Raw genomic sequence first — 18,072 nt, 5'->3', positions numbered from 1 at the left:
AGCCCCTGCCTGGCCGGCAGGGGCTTGGTGAAAGCGAGGGTGCCCGGGGAGGGATCAGAGGCCGCCGGGGCCGCAATCCTTGCTCAGGTAGTCGGCCATGAGCGTCAATGTCGTCCGGAAGTGCACGGGGTACCACGGCATGCTGTGCGGCATGTCGGGGATCAGCTCGAACCGGGCCGGCACCTTGCCCTGTACGCCGTTGTAGAAGTTCCTCGCATGGAAGGACGGCGTGCGTACGTCACGGTCACCGACGAAGGTCAGCAGAGGAATCGTGGCCTTCGCAGTGTTCTGCATCGGGTCCATGCCCTTCACCGTGCGCCCCTGCAGAATGCGTTGCAGGCGGTTCTGGCTCCAGGAGGTGCCCAGCCGGCCAAGATCAGTGACCGGGGCACCCGCGATGGCGCACTGGTAGGGCGATGGGCTTCGGACCGTTGCAGCGGCAGCCGCGAAACCACCGTAGGAATAGCCGAAGATCGCGATACGGTCCTTGGCGGCGATGCCCTGTGAGACGAGCCAGGCGGCGCCGTCATCCTTGTCGTCCTGCATCTTCTGGCCCCACTCGGCGTCACCTGCCAGCCAGAGCTTGCGGCCAAGGCCGGCGCTGCCGCGGTACTGAGGACGCAACACGGCGTAGCCGCGCGAAGTGAAGAACGGCACCCAGCCGGATGCATCCCAGCCAGTGTAGTCGCGCGCCCACGGCCCGCCGTGCGGATGAACGAGTGCCGGCAGCGGGCCGTCGCCCTGCTTCCAGCCCGGCGGGAGATCCAGAATCGCTGGAATCTGCAGCCCATCGCGTGCGGTGTAGGTCACCCAGCGTTGTTCGCCAATCTGTTTGCTGTCCACCCAGGGGCGCTCATTGCCGAGTGGCACGACATCCTTGCGATCGGCCAGGATGAAGTAGCTCTTCGGGTTGCGGTTGCTTTCCGTGGTGAACAGGACGCGCGAAAGGTCGTCGTTGTAGCCGGTGATGTAGATGCTCAGGCCGGGATAGGCTTTCTGCAGGCCCTCCTGCAGGGCCTTCATCTGCGGATCCACGTACACGGCCTGTCGCTGCGGACCGTCGATATAGAAGCCGAGGACCTGGTTGAAGTTGCTCTTGCGCGTGCCCAGGATCAGTGAACTGATCGAGAAGGATGGATGGGCGGCCAGAGGCTCCTTGTCGAACTCCTTCTTGGCAGGATCGTACAGTCGCGCCTGCACCAGATCGGAGAACTGGTCGGTCAGCACGTACAGCTTGCCGCTGTCATCGTCTATGCCGACGACTTCCACCGTATAGCGTTCGCTCAGTCGGGTGGTCAGGGGGGCGTGCACTTCGAACTGGCCGGCGCTGTTCTTGATCAGAATGCGTTGTTCGAAATCGTCGGAGCCGGCGGATTCGACCTGGGTCTGGGTAAGGACTTCACCTGTGCGGGGATGGAACAGGCCGGGTGACGTGCGGGAGCTGCCCTTGAACAGCAGTTCGGTCTGGCCCGTGCGCAGGTTGAAGCGGTAGTAGTTGGCCTGCAGCGTGGCCTCATTGAGCTGGCTGATGATGACCCTGTCTGCATCCAGCGGCAGCCCATGGACGAGCGAGGCGGTACCCGCAAGTTCGAGGCAGCGAAGGGTCTCGGGGCTGACCCCGAGCGTGCGGGTGTTGTTGGCGAACGCCTCGTCGAACTTGGTCTGGGTGGCGTCGGTGAGGTAGGCCTTGGTCAGGAAGGTCTTGGTGGCTCCCGTACTGTTGCCTTCACCGCAGCCGCCGAGTTTGCCTGTCCATTCCTGGCGCCCGATGACGAGGTTGCGTCCCGCCTTCAGTGCGCTTGCCGCGATGAACTTCATCCGGTCACCGGATGGCGTGATGGCGACCGGACCGGCGCCGAGGTTATCCAGGTTCCAGTTGGCCAGGGCGGTATCGCTGTTGTCGCTGCCGGGCGCGGCGACGATCGCGACCAGCTGCTTGCCGTCGGCGCTCATGGTGACCGACTGGATGGTGGGGATCTTGGCGAAATCCTCGGCTGGCAGAGGGCTTGCGAGGGCAGGGGCAATGCACAGCGCCGCCAGTGCGGCGGCGCCAAGGCGGGCGGGGGACAAGCGCAGTTCCATGGTCGGCAGGGTCCTTGTGGCGGGCACATCAATATGACCTGAAGATGAACGAAGACGTGAATCCAGTCAACTTGGCGTGAATGCCCGGGCGCGCGTCACGCCCTGGAGGGGCGACCAGCAAAAAAAGACCCCGCCGGGGGCGGGGTCTTTGGTGCGGCAAGGGCCTGGATCAGTGATCGCCGAACTCGTACTTGGCCTGCACATAGATGGCACGCCCGTAGGCGTTGTACAGGTAATTGTTGTACGGCTGGCCGCTGGTGCCGGCGAAGCTGAAGCGCTGGTTGTCCGGCATCTTGTTGAACACGTTGTTGACCATCAGCGACAGGGTCAGGTTGTCCAACGCACGGTAGTTCACGCTCAGGTTGTAAGTGGTGTAGGAGCCCCACTTGCCTGCCTTGTAGCCGGAGCTGTGGACGTAGTCGTAGCCATTGCCCACGTACGCCATGTAGTTCGGCGTCTTGCCAATGTAGTTGGCGTACAGGGTGGTGGTCCACTTGTCCTTGGCCCAGCCGACCGAACCATCGGCGCGCACCTTGGCGTACGAGTCGTACACCCACATCGCGTACGGGTCACGCAGCAGGTCCAGGAACTCATCGCCCGGCTGCGGCTGCAGTTCGCGCTTGAGCATGTCGGTGTAGTTGCCCGAGAACTGAAGCGAACCGAAGCGGCCCATGTCGTGCACGTACTTGAAGCTGGCGGTCAGCGCTTCCAGGTTCTGGCGGGCGACGTTCATCTTCGGGGTATAGATCTCGTCCAGCACGCCGGACGCATCGCGGGTGATCCAGTCGTTGACGTTCTGGCAGCTGGCCGAGGTGTTGTTGGCCTGGCCGCCACGGCAGTAGTACTCAGCCAGCAGTAGCTGGTCGGAGCTGAGCGTATCGACCTCGTTCTTGATCTTCCAGTTGTAGTAGTCCACCGACAGCGACAGGTTGTTGATCGGTGCCCACACAACACCTGCATTCCAGACGTCGGCGGTGATCGGTTCCAGGTCCGGATTGCCGGCGCGGGTGCCGAACACCGAGACGCTGTCATACGGGCAACCGGTGGTGTTGGCCGGGTCGTAGCCCAACTGGCCGCAGCGGTAGTAGTCGGTGGAGCCGTTGGCGTAGTAGCCGCTACGGCCCTGGAACGCGTCGGACAGCGTCGGAGCGCGGAACGCCGTACCGTACTTGCCGCGGAACAGCAGGCTTTCGATCGGACGGAACTCGACGCCGATGCTGTAGGTGGACTTGTCGACGGTGTTGCTGCCGATCTTGAAGGCGTCGTAGCGACCGGAACCGGTCACCGTCAGCATGTCATGCAGGGGCAGGCGCAGTTCGCCGGTCACCGCATAGTTGCTGCGGTGGCCGGCACCGGAGACCGCCGTGGTGCCCCAGACGCTGCCATCCATCAGGCCCGGATCGGGGCTGTAGTCCCAGCCTTCGCTTCCACCTTCAACGACCACGGCCAGGCCGGCGTCGCCGCCGGGCAGCTTGAACAGTGATCCATTGGTGACCTGTGCACGGGCCAGGTTCTGCCAGGTGCGGCTCTGGCTGTAGCTGTAGCCGGTGAAGGTCTGGAAGTCACCGGCCGGCAGCGGCGCGTAGAAGGCTTCCCAGTTCGGGCTGTAGATGTCGTAGCCGGTGCTGGTGGTTCCCAGCACCGGGCCGAGCACGCGCTGTTCGAAGTAATCGTTGATCGGGTCATTCCAGCGCACGAAGTTGCGCTCGGTCAGCTTGTACTCGCCGCGGGTGAAGCTGAGGCTGTAGTCCCAGTTGCCGGCCGTGCCGCGGCCGCCCAGCGTCACCTGATAGGCCTTGTTGCGGTCGGTGTTCATGATGTCGCGGTAGCCGGCGCCGCCGATGTCTTCCGGGGCGAACACGCGCTGCAGGTTCATGTACTGGCCGCTGGCCTGGTCGTAGAAGCGGCCCCAACCGGAAGAGGTGCCCCACCAGGTGTAGCCGGAACCCGTCGCGTACTTGACCTCTTCCAGGCTGTACAGCGCATCGCCGAACAGCTGGAAATTGTCATTCACGTCGAAGGTGGCAGAGCTGTAGATCTGCGCGCTTTCCTTGCCGTTCTTGATGGTCTTGTAGCCGGTGCCATAGGTCGAGCCGCATGCCTGGCCGGTGGGCCGGGTGCCGAGCACGGTGGTGCCATCGAACTGCCCGGCGACGTTGGCGCACAGGTTCGGGTCCATCATCGCGTAACGGTTGTTGTTGGCCGGCAGCAGCACCAGGAAATCGTTGGAGACGTACTGCGGGCTGTAGCCGTCGGGATTGTTGACCTTGGTCAGATCGCGTTGGTAGCCCCAGATCGGGCTGGTCTTTTCGTACTGCACATTGACCAGCGCGTGGAAGCGGTCATCGACACCATTGAAGCCGCGGGCGCCGCTGAAGCGGAAGCTGTTGCCGCCGCCTTCGCTGTAGGCACCGCCACGGACGTTGAGGACGCCACCATCCATGCGTTCCTTGAGGATGATGTTGACCACGCCAGCGATCGCATCGGAGCCATACAGTGAGGACTGGCCGCCCGGCAGGATCTCGATGCGCTCGACGATGTCGATCGGAATGCCGCTGATGTTGTTGAACGTATCGCCGCCATTGTACAGCGCCGGATACGAAAGCATCGGGCGGCCGTTGATGAGGTACTTGGTGTAACCCGGGCTGAGGCCGAACATGCCGGCGGCTTCGGCGCCCTGGGTGAACGAGGCCGAGGTCTGGCCACCCTGCAGGCCGCCAGTGGACAGCGAGGACTGCTGCAGGACATCGGCAACGCTGGTGAAGCCGCGGGTCTGGATGTCCTCTGCGGTCACGGTCAGGACCGGCGTGTGGTTCTCGATCTCGGTCTGCGGAATCAGCGAACCGGTGACCGTCAGGCGGTCAAGCTGGGTCGGTGCATTGCCGCTTTGCGCCAGGGCCGTGCCGGAGGCGAGCAGTGTGCCGAGCAGGGCGAGCGTCAGTGGGTGGCGCGAGAGTGTGGAACGATGGCGAGACATGGAAAATCCCCGTAGTGAGCGATGTCTTGGCTACCGGCTTCCGTGTCGGCTTAACGATCTGTTCAGTTGCATTCCATTCAGCCGGACCGTAACACGCACTTAACGCAGGGAACACACGATCGTCATTTCGTCAATCGGGCTTTTGCCTGAAAACTGGCGATATATCAATGACTAACGCCAATTGTTTTGGAGTGTTTCAAAAGATGGCGATATGAATGGCATTCTTTCGTAGTGCATTTGCTGCTTCTGCATCAATGCTTTACCGAAGGCTTCCTGGAACCAAAAAAAAGGCCCCGCCGAAGCGGGGCCTGGTCCAGACACGAAGTCCGGAAAACGACGGGATCAGAAGTTGTACTTGACCTGGGCCGAGATCTGGCGGCCGTAGACGCTGTAGAAGCCGTCATTGAACGGGGTCGATTCGTTGCCCGGGTAGTTGTAGCGCTGGCCTTCCGGCAGCTTGTTGAACACGTTGTTGACCATCAGCGACAGGACCAGATCTTCCTGTGCCTGGTAGTTCATGCTCAGGTTGTACGTGGTGTACGAACCCCACTTGCCGGCCTTGGCGCCGGAGGAGTGGACGTAGCCGTAGCTGCGGCCGGTGTAGGCCAGGTAGTTCGGGGTGCTGCCGACGTAGTTGGCGTACACGGTGGTGGTGAACTTGGCGATGTTCCAGGCCACCGACAGATCGCCGCGGACCTTGGCGAAGTTGTCGTAGTACCACATGTTGTACGGATCGCTCAGCAGATCCAGCTTGGCGGCACCCGGCATCGGCTGCACTTCACGCTTCAGCATGTTGGTGTAGTTGCCGGAGAACATCAGCGAGCCGAAGCGGCCGATATCCTGCTGGTACTTGGCCGCCACGGTCACCGCTTCCAGGTTCTGGCTGGCAACGTTGAGCTTCGGCGTGTACACGCGGGTCAGGTTGCCACCGGCATCGCGGGACACCCAGTTGGTCACGTCACCGCAGCTGGCCGAGGTGTTGTTCGGCAGGCCGTTGTGGCACTGGTACTCGGCCAGCAGCAGCTGGTCGCTGCTGAGGGTCTTGACCTCGTTCTTGATCTTCCAGTTGTAGTAGTCGGCCGACAGCGAGAAGTTGCTGACCGGGGCCCACACCACGCCTGCGCTCCAGACGTCGGCGGTGATCGGCTTCAGGTCCGGGTTGCCGGACTTTTCGCTGTACACCGAGGTGTTCTTGTAGAACGAGCAGGCCTCGTCACGCAGGCCGTAGCCCAGCTGGCTGCAGCGGTAGTAGTCGTTCTGGCCGGACGAGTACGAACCGCTCATGCCCTGGAAGGCATCGGACAGGGTCGGCGCGCGGAAGGCGGTACCGTACTTGCCACGCAGCAGCAGGCTCTCGATCGGACGGAATTCCAGACCGATGCTGTAGGTGGCCTTGTCGACGGTCTTATCGGCGATCTTGAAGGCGTCATAGCGGCCCGACGCGCTGACGGTCAGCTTGTCGTGCAGCGGCATGCGCAGCTCGCTGGTGACCGCATAGTTGCTGCGGTGGCCGGCACCGGCGACGGCGGTGGTGCCCCACACATTGCCATCAACGAACGCCTGGTCCGGCGAGTAGTCCCAACCTTCGCTGCCACCTTCCAGCACGACGGCCAGGCCAGCGTCACCGCCCGGCAGGCTGAACAGCGAGCCGTTGGTCACCTGCACGCGGCCCAGGTTCTGCCAGGTCTTGCTGCGATGGGTACCGTAGCCGGTGAAGCTGGCGAACTGGTCCGGGGTGATCGGCGAGTAGAAGGCCGCGTAGTCCGGGTTGTAGATGCCGAAGCCGCCAGCCGAGGTGCCCAGGCGCGGGCCCAGCACGGTCTGGCCGAAGAAATCTTCGATCTTGTCCTTCCAGCGCACGAAGCGGTTCTGGTCCAGGCGGTACTCACCACGGGTGAAGCTGGCGCTGTAGTCCCAGTCGCCGACCATGCCCTTGCCGCCCAGGGTGACCTGGTAGGCACGGCTTTCGTCGGAGTTCATGATGTTGTTGTAGTGGCCCGGGCCGATTTCTTCCGGCGCGAAGGCGCGCTGCAGGTTCACGACCTTGCCCAGGCCCTGGTCGTAGAAGCCGCCCATGACCGACTTGGTGCCCCACCACAGGGCGCTGGAGCCGGAGGTGAACTCGGTCTTTTCCTTGCTGTACAGCACATCGGCGAACAGCTGGAAGTTGTCGTTCACGTCGAAGGTCATCGACGAGTAGAACTGGCCGCTGTTCTTGCCGTTCTTCAGGGTCTTGTAGCCGGCGCTGTACACCGAACCGCAGGACTCGCCCGACGGGCGCTGGCCGACCACAGTGGTGCCGTCATACAGCCCAGCGACGTTCGCGCAACGGCTCGGGTCCATCATCAGCAGCTTGTTGTCAGCGTTGGTGATGACGGCGAAGTCGTTCGACGGAACCTGGGCGGTGTAGCCGACCGGGTTGTTCTGGCGGGTGATGTCGCGCTGGTAGCCCCAGATCGGGCTGCCGTTCTCGATCTGCACGTTGAACAGTGCATGGAAGCGGTCGTCGAAGGCGTTGATGCCCTTGGCGGCGCTGAAGCGGATGTTGCTGCCACCGCCTTCGGTGTAGGTGCCGCCACGGAGGGTCATGGTGCCGCCGTCCATGCGCTCCTTCAGGATGATGTTGACCACACCGGCGATTGCGTCCGAGCCGTACAGCGAGGACTGGCCGCCCGGCAGCACTTCGATGCGCTCGACGATGTCGATCGGAATGCCGCTGATGTTGTTGAAGGTTTCGCTGCCGTTGTACAGCGCCGGATACGAGAGCATCGGGCGGCCGTTGATCAGGTACTTGGTGTAGCCCGGGTTCAGGCCGAACATGCCGGCAGCTTCGGCGCCCTGGGTGAACGAACCCGAGGTCTGGCCACCCTGCAGGCCGCCGGTGGTCAGCGACGACTGCTGCAGCACTTCAGCAACACTGCTGAAGCCGCGGGTCTGGATGTCTTGGGCGGTGATGGACATCACCGGGGTCTGGGTTTCAACCTGGGTCTGCGGGATCAGCGAACCGGTGACGGTGATCTTGTCCAGGTTGGTCGCCTTGTCCTGGGCCATTGCCGGGGCGGCGGCCACCAGAGCGGAAATCAGGGCGACGGCGAGCGTGTTGCGACGTGCGGTGTTGCTTACGTAGTTCATGTAGTTCCATTGGAGAGCAAAAACAAAAACGGCACTGCGCATGCGCCATCGCGCGGGCTGGAAATGCCAGCTCCGCAGCCCAAAACAGTGCGGGTCGAACGTAACATGAACTTAACAATCTGTGCACGAATCTGTAGCAATCCTGAATTTCAGTCAGGTTACGTCCAGCTTGTATGATGCTCGGTTATTCCCCCTGACCCCGCCGGTGCTCGTTGTGAACAGTTCTCCCCGCCGTCCCCATGCAAGCCAGGTCCAGAAGGGACTTACGCCGCATGCCCGCATCCGCAACGTGATCGCGGTTGGTTCGGGCAAGGGCGGCGTCGGCAAGTCGACCACTGCGGTCAATCTGGCCGTGGCCCTGCAGCAGCTCGGCGCACGCGTGGGCGTGCTTGATGCGGACATCTACGGGCCGAGCGTGCCGGCCATGCTGGGCCTGTCCGGTCGCCCGGAAAGCCCCGACAACAAGAGCATCGAGCCGCTGCGTGCGTTCGGCGTGGACACCATGTCGATCGGCTACCTGATCGAAGAAGACACGCCGATGATCTGGCGTGGACCGATGGCCACCTCGGCGATGACCCAGCTGTTCAATGACACCCTGTGGGATGACCTGGACTACCTGCTGATCGACCTGCCACCGGGCACCGGTGACATCCAGCTGACCCTGACCCAGAAGATCCCGCTGGCCGGCGCGGTGATCGTCACCACCCCGCAGGACATCGCCACGCTGGATGCGAAGAAGGCGCTGAAGATGTTCGAGAAGGTCGAGGTGCCGGTGCTCGGCATCGTCGAGAACATGGCGGTGCATACCTGCAGCAGCTGCGGGCATGTCGAGCACCTGTTCGGCGAGGGCGGCGGCGAGCGCATGGCCGCGCAGTACGGCGTGCCGTTGCTGGGTTCGTTGCCGCTGCAGATCGGCATCCGCGAGCAGGGCGATTCCGGTACCCCGATCACCGTGGCCCAGCCGGATTCGGTCCCGGCCCAGGCCTACCGCCATGCCGCCCAGCGCCTGATCGAGGAGGTTGGCAAGCGTCCGCGTGCCTCGATCCCGATCCTGTCGTCGCTGCTGTAAGTGCCAGGGCAGGGGCCGCCGGCGACGCCCGGCCCCCTGCTAGAATCCTCGCGCCCCCTCGTACCCCAGGACAAAGCATGAGCATCAAGAGTGACCGTTGGATCCGCCGCATGTCCGAGCAGCACGGCATGATCGAGCCGTTCGAGGCCGGGCAGGTCAAGCAGGCCAACGGCGAGCGCATCGTCAGCTATGGCACCTCCAGCTACGGCTACGACGTGCGCTGCTCGCGCGAGTTCAAGGTGTTCACCAACATCAACTCGACCATCGTCGATCCCAAGCACTTCGATCCGGGCAGCTTCGTGGATATCGTCGGCGATGAATGCATCATCCCGCCCAACAGCTTCGCGTTGGCGCGCACCGTGGAGTACTTCCGCATCCCGCGCGACACCCTGGTGGTGTGCCTGGGCAAGAGCACCTACGCGCGCTGCGGCATCATCGTCAACGTGACCCCGCTGGAGCCGGAGTGGGAAGGCCACGTCACCCTGGAATTCAGCAACACCACGCCGCTGCCGGCACGCATCTACGCCAATGAAGGCGTGGCGCAGATGCTGTTCTTCCAGGCGGCCGCCGATGACATCTGCGAGACGTCGTACCGCGATCGTGGTGGCAAGTACCAGGGCCAGACCGGCGTGACCCTGCCGCGGACCTGAGCGGCGCGCCATCGCATGACGAAAACGCCGGGCATGCCCGGCGTTTTCATGGGTGCGGCCACACGCTGCGCTCGCCGGGCATGGCCCGGCGCCAGCTTATTTCCCGCGACCGAACAGCATCGCGATGCCCACGCCCACCAGTGCCACCGGCCACCAGGTCAACAGCAGCTTGGACAGGTTCAGGTGCGTCCAGCCGAGGTTGCTGGCGAGCATGAACAGGCCGATCAGGATCAGCAGGACGGCGGCAACGAGGTTGAATCGCATCGGGTCGGCAAACGCTCAGGACTGGGCTGGATATCCTAGCCGTTCCTTCCAGTAGGCGACATGCTGGTCCAGCGCACCCGGCTCGTAGCGGTGCGCGGGGCCACTGCCCCAGACCGGGCCTGGCCACGCGGGGTCGCCGTCATGGCGGCCGATTACATGGAAATGCAGCTGGCGCACGATGTTGCCCAGCGCCCCGATGTTGATCTTCTCCACCCCGTCGGCGCCCTTCAGGGCCTTGCAGGCGCGGTTGAGCTCGGTGCGCAGCTTGTCCTGCTGCTCGCCGTCCAGCTCGATCCACTCGGTCACCCCGGCCAGGCGCGGTACCAGCACCAGCCAGGGGAATCGTTCGTCGTTCATCAGCCGCACTTGCGACAACGGTCCTTCCGCCACCAGCACGCTATCGGTGGCCAGGCGTGAATCGAGTTCGAATTCGCTCATCCAAGATGCTCCGAGAAGAAGTCCAGGGTGCGTTGCAGCGCCAGGGTGGCGCTGTCTGGATCATACGCATGTCCGACCTCCCGGTTGAAGGCGTGGTCGGCCGGATAGACGAAGGTGGCCATCTGCGGCAGCTTCTCGCGATGGGCCTGCACGGCCTCCGGCGGGATGCTCTTGTCCTGGGCACCGAAGTGGAAGATCACCGGGGCCTTGGGTGTCTCATCCAGGAACTGGACGTTGCGCGCACCGTAGTAACTGACCGAGGGCAGGCCCAGGCGCAGGGCCGACAGCATCGCCACCGTGCCGCCCCAGCAGTAGCCCACCGTGCCGACCTTGCCGTAGGGGGCCAGCCGGGTCGCTGCGGCACGGACCACCTCCAGCGCCTTCTCCATGCCCAGTGCGGTCACCCGTTCCAGGCCCTGCTTCACGCCGTCGGCGTCATAGGGCAGGGCGTCCGGATCGGCTTCTGTGCCGTCAATCAGGTCGAAAAAGGACGGCGCCAGCACCGCATAGCCTTCGGCCGCGAAGCGCTCGGCCACGCCGCGGATGTGCGGGTTGGCGCCGAAGATTTCCTGCACCACCACCAGCCCGCCACGCGGGGTGCCCTCCGGCAGGGCGTGCCAGGCCCGTACCGGGCCGTGATGCGTATCCAGGGTGATCCACTCGGCCATCGTTTCCATCTCGTTGCGGGGAACAGAACCGCATTGTCGGCGCTGCGTGGGTTAGCGCGGTGTCAGCGGCTGTGCGTGATCGGGCGGCTGGCCATTCAGAGCGCGGCCGCCAACCCCGGTATACTGGCGCCCTTTCAGGCCCCGGCCCCCAGGAACCCCTGCCACGACGGCAGGGGCCCAGGCCCCCAGAGTCCCGCGATTCCATGTCCCAGCTGAACCCCAAAGTCGGCTTCGTCAGCCTTGGCTGCCCGAAGGCCCTTGTCGATTCCGAACGCATCCTTACCCAGCTCCGCTCGGAAGGCTACGACATCGTGCCGTCCTACGATTCGGCCGACGTGGTGGTGGTCAATACCTGCGGCTTCATCGATTCGGCGGTGACCGAGTCGCTGGACGCGATCGGCGAGGCGATGAACCAGAACGGCAAGGTCATCGTCACCGGCTGCCTGGGCAAGCGCCCGGAGCAGATCCGCGAGGCGTACCCCAACGTGCTGGCGGTGTCCGGCCCGCAGGACTACCAGAGCGTGATGGAAGCGGTGCACGAAGCGCTGCCGCCCAAGCACGATCCGTTCGTGGACCTGGTGCCCGACTACGGCATCAAGCTGACCCCGCGTCACTATGCCTACCTGAAGATTTCCGAGGGCTGCAACCACAAGTGCAGCTTCTGCATCATTCCGTCGATGCGCGGCAAGCTGGTCTCGCGCCCGGTGGATGAAGTGCTGCGTGAAGCCGAGCGCCTGGTGCGTGGTGGCGTGCGCGAGCTGCTGGTGGTTTCGCAGGACACCTCGGCCTACGGCGTGGACGTGAAGTACGCCGAGAAGATGTGGCGCGACAAGGCCTACCAGACCCGTCTGAAGGCGCTGTGCGAAGGCCTGTCCGAGCTGGATGCGTGGGTGCGCATGCACTACGTCTACCCGTACCCGCACGTGGACGAGGTGGTGCCGCTGATGGCCGAAAACCGCATCCTGCCGTACCTGGACATCCCGTTCCAGCATGCCAGCCCGCGCATCCTGCGCCTGATGAAGCGCCCCGGCGCGGTCGAGAAGACCCTGGAGCGCGTGCAGAACTGGCGCCGTATCGCGCCGGACATCACCGTGCGTTCCACCTTCATCGTCGGCTTCCCCGGCGAGACCGAGGCCGAGTTCGAAGAGCTGCTGTCGTTCCTCGACCAAGCGCAGCTGGACCGCGTCGGCGCGTTCGCCTATTCGCCGGTCGAGGGTGCCACCGCCAACGACCTGCCCGATGCGGTGCCGGAGGAAGTGAAGCAGGAGCGCCTGGCCCGCTTCATGGAAAAGCAGGCGCAGATTTCCGCTGCGCGCCTGGAGGCCAAGATCGGCACCGTGCAGCAGTGCCTGGTCGACGCCATCGAAGGCGATATCGCGGTGGCCCGTTCCAAGGCCGATGCCCCGGAGATCGATGGCCTGGTGCACATCCAGAATGCCGACCAGGTGCCGTTGCGCGTGGGTGAGTTCGTCGACGTGGACATCACCGAGAGCGACGAGCACGACCTGTACGGTGACGCGCTGCCGGCCGCCACCCGCCCGGCATTCGATCTCAAGATGCTGTGACCGCGGCGACGGCCGCCGCCGGTGACGGCAGCGGCGCCCGCCGCTTCGTGCCGCCGCCGCGTGCGGCGGTCGATCCACAGGTGTTCGGGCACCCGGTGTTTGCCGGATTGCGCGACGTTCGTGATCTGTTGGAAGGCCCGGAGTGGCCGTCCATTGCAGCGCTCGAGGCACGTCTCGCGCTACCGGGCAAGCAGCTGGTCGAGCAGGATGCCACGCTGCTGGCCGACGGCCTGCACTACGAAGCCCGCATCGCACAGGGCCGCATCGCCACCCGCGCCGACAACTGGCATGACCTGTTCAACGCACTGGTGTGGGCCCGATACCCGCGGCTCAAGCAGGCGCTCAATGCGCAGCAATGCCGGCATGTCGAGGCGATGCCGCCGGGCCAGCGCAACCGCGCGCAGGCGGCACTGACCCAGTTCGACGAAACCGGCGTGATCGTGCGTGTGCGCGATCACAGGCTGCTGGCTGCCTGGGATGTGCACGACTGGTGTGCGCTGTTCGAATCGAGACACTGGCTGAGCGGCGACATCGCCATCGCTGCGGTATTCGGGCACGCGCTGATGGAGCAGGCGCTGCTGCCGGGCCGCCGGCTGGTGGGCAAGTGCGTGGTGGTGCTCGGCAAAGCCGATGACACCTGCGTTGACGCGGTGACCGCGGCCATCGCCGAAGGCAGGGCAGTGACCGATCCCCTGCAGTTGCGTCCGCTGCCGTTGGCTGGAGTTCCGGGCTGGCACGAGAGACAGGACGCCGACTTCTATGCAGATGCCGCGTACTTCCGCCCGTTGCGTGCTGGCCGCCAGTATCCGCCGCCGTTGCACGGGGCTATGTAGAGTCGACTGTCAGTCGACTGCTCTTCGTTCCGAGGCCGTGAACGCCTGACAGATGGCTTCGGCGAGTCATCAACCGCGATTGAGGATCGCGGTGCGTTTGCCCTCCGGCTGCGGAGGTTTGTGCCGCGCTTCGCGCGGTAGTCGACTGACAGTCGACTCTACAACGGCTCGTATTCCACCCCGATTACCGCAAAGGTGAACTGGCCGCCGGGCAGCTCCACCGAGAATTCATCATCCAGCCGCTTCTTCAGCAGTGCACGTGCCAGCGGCGAATCGATGCTGATCCAACCCAGGCCTGCGTCGGTCTCATCCGGGCCGACAATGCGATAGCGGCTGGTGTCGCCACTGTCCACGTTCTCCAGTTCCACCCACGCACCGAAGAACACCGCCTGCGGATCGGTCGGCGTGGTGTCGACCACGCGCAGCGATTCCAGCCGCTTGGTCAGGTAGCGCACGCGGCGGTCGATTTCACCCAGCTGCTTCTTGCGATAGGTGTACTCGGCGTTCTCGGAGCGGTCGCCTTCCGCGGCAGCAGCGGCCAGCGCCTTCACCACCTCCGGGCGGCGCAACCGCCACAGCTCATCCAGTTCGGCCTTCAACCGGGCGTGGCCGGAGGCGGTGATCAGGGCGGTACTCTTTTCTGCAGGGGGACGCCAACGCGACATGTGGTGCGACTTCTTTTCAGGGGAACGATGGGGCCGGATCCTTTCCGCAGGAAAGGCCTCCGACCCCGGGAGGGCAGGTCAGCGCTTGCCGCCGAAGATGCCGCCCAGCAGGCCGCGCACGATCTGGTTGCCCAGCTTGGTGCCGACGGTGCGCGTGGTCTGCTTGGCCATGGTTTCGATCATGCCCTGGCGTCGCTTGGTGCCGAAGATCGCATCCTTGATCGCCTGGCCGAAACCGCCTTCCTGCGCTTCGTCCTGCTCGCGGCTGCGGGCGGCGGGAGCCTGCGCCTGCTCGACTGTTTTCTGCGCACGCTGGGCCAGCAGCTCGGCGGCCGATTCGCGGTTGATCGCGGTGTCGTAGCGGCTGCCGACCGGGCTGCCGGCACGCACCTGGGCGCGCTCGGCCTCGGTGATCGGCCCCATCCGGCAGCGCGGCGGTGCGATCATCGTCTGCTGCACCGGCATCGGCACGCCCTTGTCCTGCAGCGTGGAGACCAGTGCTTCGCCGGTGCCGAGCTGACTGAGTACCTTGGCCACGTCCAGCTTCGGATTCGGCACGAAGGTCTCGGCAGCGGTCTTCACCGCCTTCTGGTCGCGCGGGGTGAACGCACGCAGTGCGTGCTGTACGCGGTTGCCGAGCTGGCCGAGGATGTTGCCCGGTACGTCGTCGGGGAACTGCGAGCAGAAATACACGCCCACGCCCTTGGAGCGGATCAGGCGCACCACCTGCTCGATGCGCTGCACCAGTGAGGCCGGTGCGTCGTCGAACAGCAGGTGGGCCTCGTCGAAGATGAAGACCAGCTTCGGCTTGTCCAGGTCGCCCACCTCCGGCAGCTGCTCGAACAGCTCCGACAGCAGCCACAGCAGGAAGGTGGAATACAACTTGGGCTTGAGCACCAGCTGGTCGGCGGCGAGGATGCCGATCACGCCGCGGCCGTCGTGATTGACCCGCATGATGTCGGCCAGTTCCAAGGCCGGTTCGCCGAAGAAGTTCTCGCCGCCATCCTGTGCCAGGCGCAACACCGAGCGCTGGATCGCAGCGATGGACTGCGCGCTGACCAGACCGTACTCGGTGGAGATGTCCTTGCGTTCCTCGGCAACCAGGCCGAGCAGGGCGCGCAGATCGTCCATGTCCAGCAGCAGCAGGCCGCGATCGTCGGCCAGCTTGAATACGATATCGAGCACCCCGGCCTGGGTGTCGTTCAACTCGAGGATGCGTGCCAGCAGGGTCGGGCCCATTTCGCTGACCGTGGTGCGCACCGGGTGCCCGAGCTTGCCGTACAGGTCCCAGAAAATGGTCGGGCTGGCGGCCGGCGCGTAGTCGGCCACGCCGATCTCGGCGGCGCGCTTGAGCAGGTTCTCGGCACCGGTGCCGGGCACGGCCAGGCCGGACACATCGCCCTTCACATCGGCCAGGAACACCGGCACGCCCAGCCGTGAGAAGCCCTCGGCCAGGGTCATCAAGGTCACGGTCTTGCCGGTACCGGTGGCGCCGGCCACCAGACCGTGGCGGTTGCCGAGTTTCGGCAGCAGGGTGACGGCAATATCGTCGGTGATGCCTTTGCCGAGCAGAATCGGATCCATGGTCCAGCCCTTGTGGTGAATAGCCCAATGTTAACCGCCGGCGGTGACGGGCCGAAGGTCGGCTTGCCCGGACCTTGGCGGCGCCGCTACTCTGCCTGCCTGTTTCGCACACAGTGCCATCAATGCCCGTTCCTGTCCTGATTTCCCGCGGTTGGCCGCTGCTGGCCCTGGCCGGCCTGGTTTCCCTGGCGCCCGACGCCCATGCGCAGCGGGTTTCGGCCCGGGACAAGGTGAAGGTGGATGCGCTGCAGCAGCGCATGACCGCCGCCGAGAAGCGCTACAGCGATGCGCTGCTGCTGGTCGCCAATGCCGACCCCAAGGGCAGCAACGAGGCGGACGCCGCGCTGGAGGACATGGAAGATGTCCTCAACGACTGCGTGAAGCAGAAGGGCTGCCAGATGGGCACCCTGCTGGCCAGCTACAAGCGCCTGCTCAAGCATGATGCTGATGCCGCTGCCAGCGATGACGTGGCCGATGAGGGGGGTGACCGCCTGGAAGCCGACCCCGACCATATCGGCCCGCTTACCGCCGACGTGCCGGAGGCCGCGCGCGCTGCAGCGCTGCTCAACGACAAGCGACATGCCTTCGACACCATGGTCGAGTACAACCCCGCCGTGCAGGCCGGCATCCGCCGCTGGTTGACCGACATGCGCCCGGCGCTGCTGACCAGCTACGAGAACTACCAGAACCTGCGCGCGGTGATGTGGCCGGAGTGGGAAAAGCGTGGTCTGCCGGAGGCGCTGCTGTTCGGCATCATGGCCAAGGAGTCCAACGGCCGTGTGCATGCCTCCTCGCGTGCCGGCGCCGCCGGGCTGATGCAGTTCATGCCGGCCACCGGCCGCCGCTTCGGCCTGGGCCCGGACGGCACCGGCTTCGACACGCGCTTTGACGCACGCAGTGCCGCCGAGGCCAGCGCCAGTTATCTCAACGAGCGCCTGCGCGAACTGAACAACAACGTGGAAATGTCGGTGGCCGCCTACAACGGTGGCGAAGGCCGCGCCGCGCGCGTGTTCAAGCAGAGCGGTGGCCAGAGTTTCTGGACCGACAGCGTCTACAACCAGTTCCCCGGTGAAACCAAGGACTACGTGCCGATGGTGATCGCCGCGGCCTGGATCTTCCTGCACCCGCAGCAGTACGGTGTGGAGCTGCCGAAGATCAGTGCGCAGCCGGCCACGCTGCGCCTGGCCAAGTCCACCACCATCTACGAACTGACCATCTGCCTGGGCAGCCACGGCACCCGTGATGGCTACATGCGCGCGCTGCGCAATCTCAACCCGCGCTATGAGGCCGATGGCTGGATTCCGGCCGGCACGCTGATCAACGCCACCACCCGCATTGCCGGCCTGTACCAGCGCAACTGCGTCAGTGGCCCGCGTGCCGACCTGGCCCGCACCCTGATCACCGCCGATCTGAACGCGGCGATCAAGCGCCCGACCGCCGCCAGCTACACCGGCAGCGTGGCCGTGGGCGGCGTGGTGCCGGTGGCCGACGCCGCGGCCTCCACCAGCGTGCCGACCACACCGGTCGCTCCGGTAGCCACGCCGCGCCCGGCGGCACGGCCGAAGCCGGTGCGCAGCCACAAGGTGGGCCGGGGTGAGACCCTGGGCGCAATTGCCGCGAAGTTCCAGTGCGACGTGCCGACCCTGGCCCGCGCCAACGGCCTGAAGGCCCCGGCCTACAGCCTGCGCCACGGCCAGACGCTGAAGCTGCAGGGCTGCGACAAGTAATCCCCCACGACCTCTGGAACCCACATGGATCTCGAAGACACCCGCAACCTGTTCGCCAACCTCCGCGAAAACACCGACTGGGACATCAACGGCCCGTTGCTGTGGGGGTACTTCTTCGTGCACTCCACTGCTGAGCCGTTGCAGGCACTGGCAGAGCACCTGCAGGCGCAGGGCTACACCTTCGTGGAACTGTTCGAGCAGGAGCCGGAAGAGGGCGACGCGCCGTTCCACGTGCTGCACGTGGAGCGTGTGGAGATCCACGACGAAGCCTCGCTGGACCGCCGCAACCAGGAATTCGCTGCGCTGGCCGCGGAAAAGGGCGTGGAAGACTACGACGGCATGGACGTCGGCCCGGCCCCAGCCCTGCAGTAGCGCGCGTATCGGTAGTGCCGGCCGCTGGCCGGCATTCCGTTGTGGA

The 18,072-nt window shown here is 64.9% G+C and carries 14 protein-coding genes; 6 read left to right on the top strand and 8 right to left on the bottom strand.

What is annotated here, in order from left to right; translation table 11 throughout:
* Positions 1–54 precede the first annotated feature (54 nt).
* From V3B64_RS10380 to V3B64_RS10370, 3 genes are all read right to left on the bottom strand, one after another.
* Positions 55–2,082, bottom strand: coding sequence for a prolyl oligopeptidase family serine peptidase (locus V3B64_RS10380; protein WP_049398711.1), 2,028 nt, complete (start codon positions 2,080–2,082; stop codon positions 55–57).
* Positions 2,083–2,251: 169 nt separating this feature from the next.
* Positions 2,252–5,059 carry a TonB-dependent receptor gene (locus tag V3B64_RS10375; RefSeq protein WP_329914099.1) on the bottom strand — a complete coding sequence of 936 codons (2,808 nt, stop codon included), beginning with the start codon at positions 5,057–5,059 and terminating at the stop codon, positions 2,252–2,254.
* A gap of 342 nt (positions 5,060–5,401) precedes the next feature.
* Entirely contained in the window at positions 5,402–8,191 is a 2,790-nt protein-coding gene (locus V3B64_RS10370; protein WP_329914098.1) for a TonB-dependent receptor, read from the bottom strand.
* A 214-nt stretch (positions 8,192–8,405) separates the two neighbouring features.
* On the opposite strand from V3B64_RS10370, the gene apbC reads away from it, so the two are divergent.
* Both apbC and dcd read left to right on the top strand, forming a co-directional pair.
* Positions 8,406–9,260 (top strand): iron-sulfur cluster carrier protein ApbC, encoded by an 855-nt coding sequence (gene apbC, locus V3B64_RS10365; protein WP_026347084.1) that lies wholly within the window; start codon positions 8,406–8,408, stop codon positions 9,258–9,260.
* A gap of 77 nt (positions 9,261–9,337) precedes the next feature.
* Positions 9,338–9,910 (top strand): dCTP deaminase, encoded by a 573-nt coding sequence (dcd, locus tag V3B64_RS10360; RefSeq protein WP_010483020.1) that lies wholly within the window; start codon positions 9,338–9,340, stop codon positions 9,908–9,910.
* A gap of 96 nt (positions 9,911–10,006) precedes the next feature.
* Here the strand turns inward: dcd and V3B64_RS10355 are convergent, their stop codons facing one another.
* Genes V3B64_RS10355 through V3B64_RS10345 form a run of 3 tightly spaced genes read right to left on the bottom strand, consistent with a single transcriptional unit; the run spans position 10,007 to position 11,280 of the window.
* Entirely contained in the window at positions 10,007–10,174 is a 168-nt protein-coding gene (locus V3B64_RS10355) for a DUF5668 domain-containing protein (protein WP_005418011.1), read from the bottom strand.
* Between the two features lie 15 nt (positions 10,175–10,189).
* Positions 10,190–10,612, bottom strand: a complete 423-nt coding sequence (locus V3B64_RS10350) for an HIT family protein (protein WP_049398714.1) — start codon at positions 10,610–10,612, stop codon at positions 10,190–10,192.
* Positions 10,609–11,280 (bottom strand): dienelactone hydrolase family protein, encoded by a 672-nt coding sequence (locus V3B64_RS10345; protein ID WP_154264097.1) that lies wholly within the window; start codon positions 11,278–11,280, stop codon positions 10,609–10,611. Before V3B64_RS10345 ends, V3B64_RS10350 begins: the two co-directional genes overlap by 4 nt.
* A 203-nt stretch (positions 11,281–11,483) precedes the next feature.
* Here V3B64_RS10345 and rimO point away from each other — a divergent pair, with 203 nt between their 5' ends.
* Together rimO and V3B64_RS10335 are read left to right on the top strand one after the other, a co-directional pair.
* Positions 11,484–12,845 carry a 30S ribosomal protein S12 methylthiotransferase RimO gene (gene rimO / locus V3B64_RS10340; RefSeq protein ID WP_329914097.1) on the top strand — a complete coding sequence of 454 codons (1,362 nt, stop codon included), beginning with the start codon at positions 11,484–11,486 and terminating at the stop codon, positions 12,843–12,845.
* A complete protein-coding gene (locus V3B64_RS10335) occupies positions 12,842–13,678 on the top strand; it encodes a DUF3025 domain-containing protein (RefSeq protein WP_329914096.1) in 837 nt (278 codons plus the stop codon). The genes rimO and V3B64_RS10335 overlap by 4 nt, the downstream gene beginning before the upstream one ends.
* A 158-nt stretch (positions 13,679–13,836) precedes the next feature.
* On the opposite strand, the gene greB is transcribed toward V3B64_RS10335, so the two are convergent.
* Both greB and V3B64_RS10325 read right to left on the bottom strand, forming a co-directional pair.
* Positions 13,837–14,343: a transcription elongation factor GreB gene (greB, locus tag V3B64_RS10330; protein WP_121504573.1), complete on the bottom strand. Its 507-nt coding sequence runs from the start codon at positions 14,341–14,343 to the stop codon at positions 13,837–13,839.
* 78 nt (positions 14,344–14,421) lie between these two features.
* Positions 14,422–15,927, bottom strand: a complete 1,506-nt coding sequence (locus V3B64_RS10325; RefSeq protein ID WP_279912817.1) for a helicase HerA-like domain-containing protein — start codon at positions 15,925–15,927, stop codon at positions 14,422–14,424.
* 122 nt (positions 15,928–16,049) lie between these two features.
* Here V3B64_RS10325 and V3B64_RS10320 point away from each other — a divergent pair, with 122 nt between their 5' ends.
* Positions 16,050–17,654 carry a transglycosylase SLT domain-containing protein gene (locus V3B64_RS10320; RefSeq protein ID WP_071228772.1) on the top strand — a complete coding sequence of 535 codons (1,605 nt, stop codon included), beginning with the start codon at positions 16,050–16,052 and terminating at the stop codon, positions 17,652–17,654.
* A gap of 24 nt (positions 17,655–17,678) precedes the next feature.
* Complete coding sequence (locus V3B64_RS10315) at positions 17,679–18,026, top strand: ribonuclease E inhibitor RraB (RefSeq protein ID WP_032128242.1); 348 nt, start codon at positions 17,679–17,681, stop codon at positions 18,024–18,026.
* Positions 18,027–18,072: the final 46 nt, after the last annotated feature.

The organism is Stenotrophomonas sp. SMYL86, from assembly GCF_036320025.1.
Lineage (GTDB): Bacteria > Pseudomonadota > Gammaproteobacteria > Xanthomonadales > Xanthomonadaceae > Stenotrophomonas > Stenotrophomonas maltophilia_A.
The sequence above is the reverse complement of the archived record's forward strand: the minus strand, read 5'-3'. Positions and strand labels throughout refer to the sequence as shown.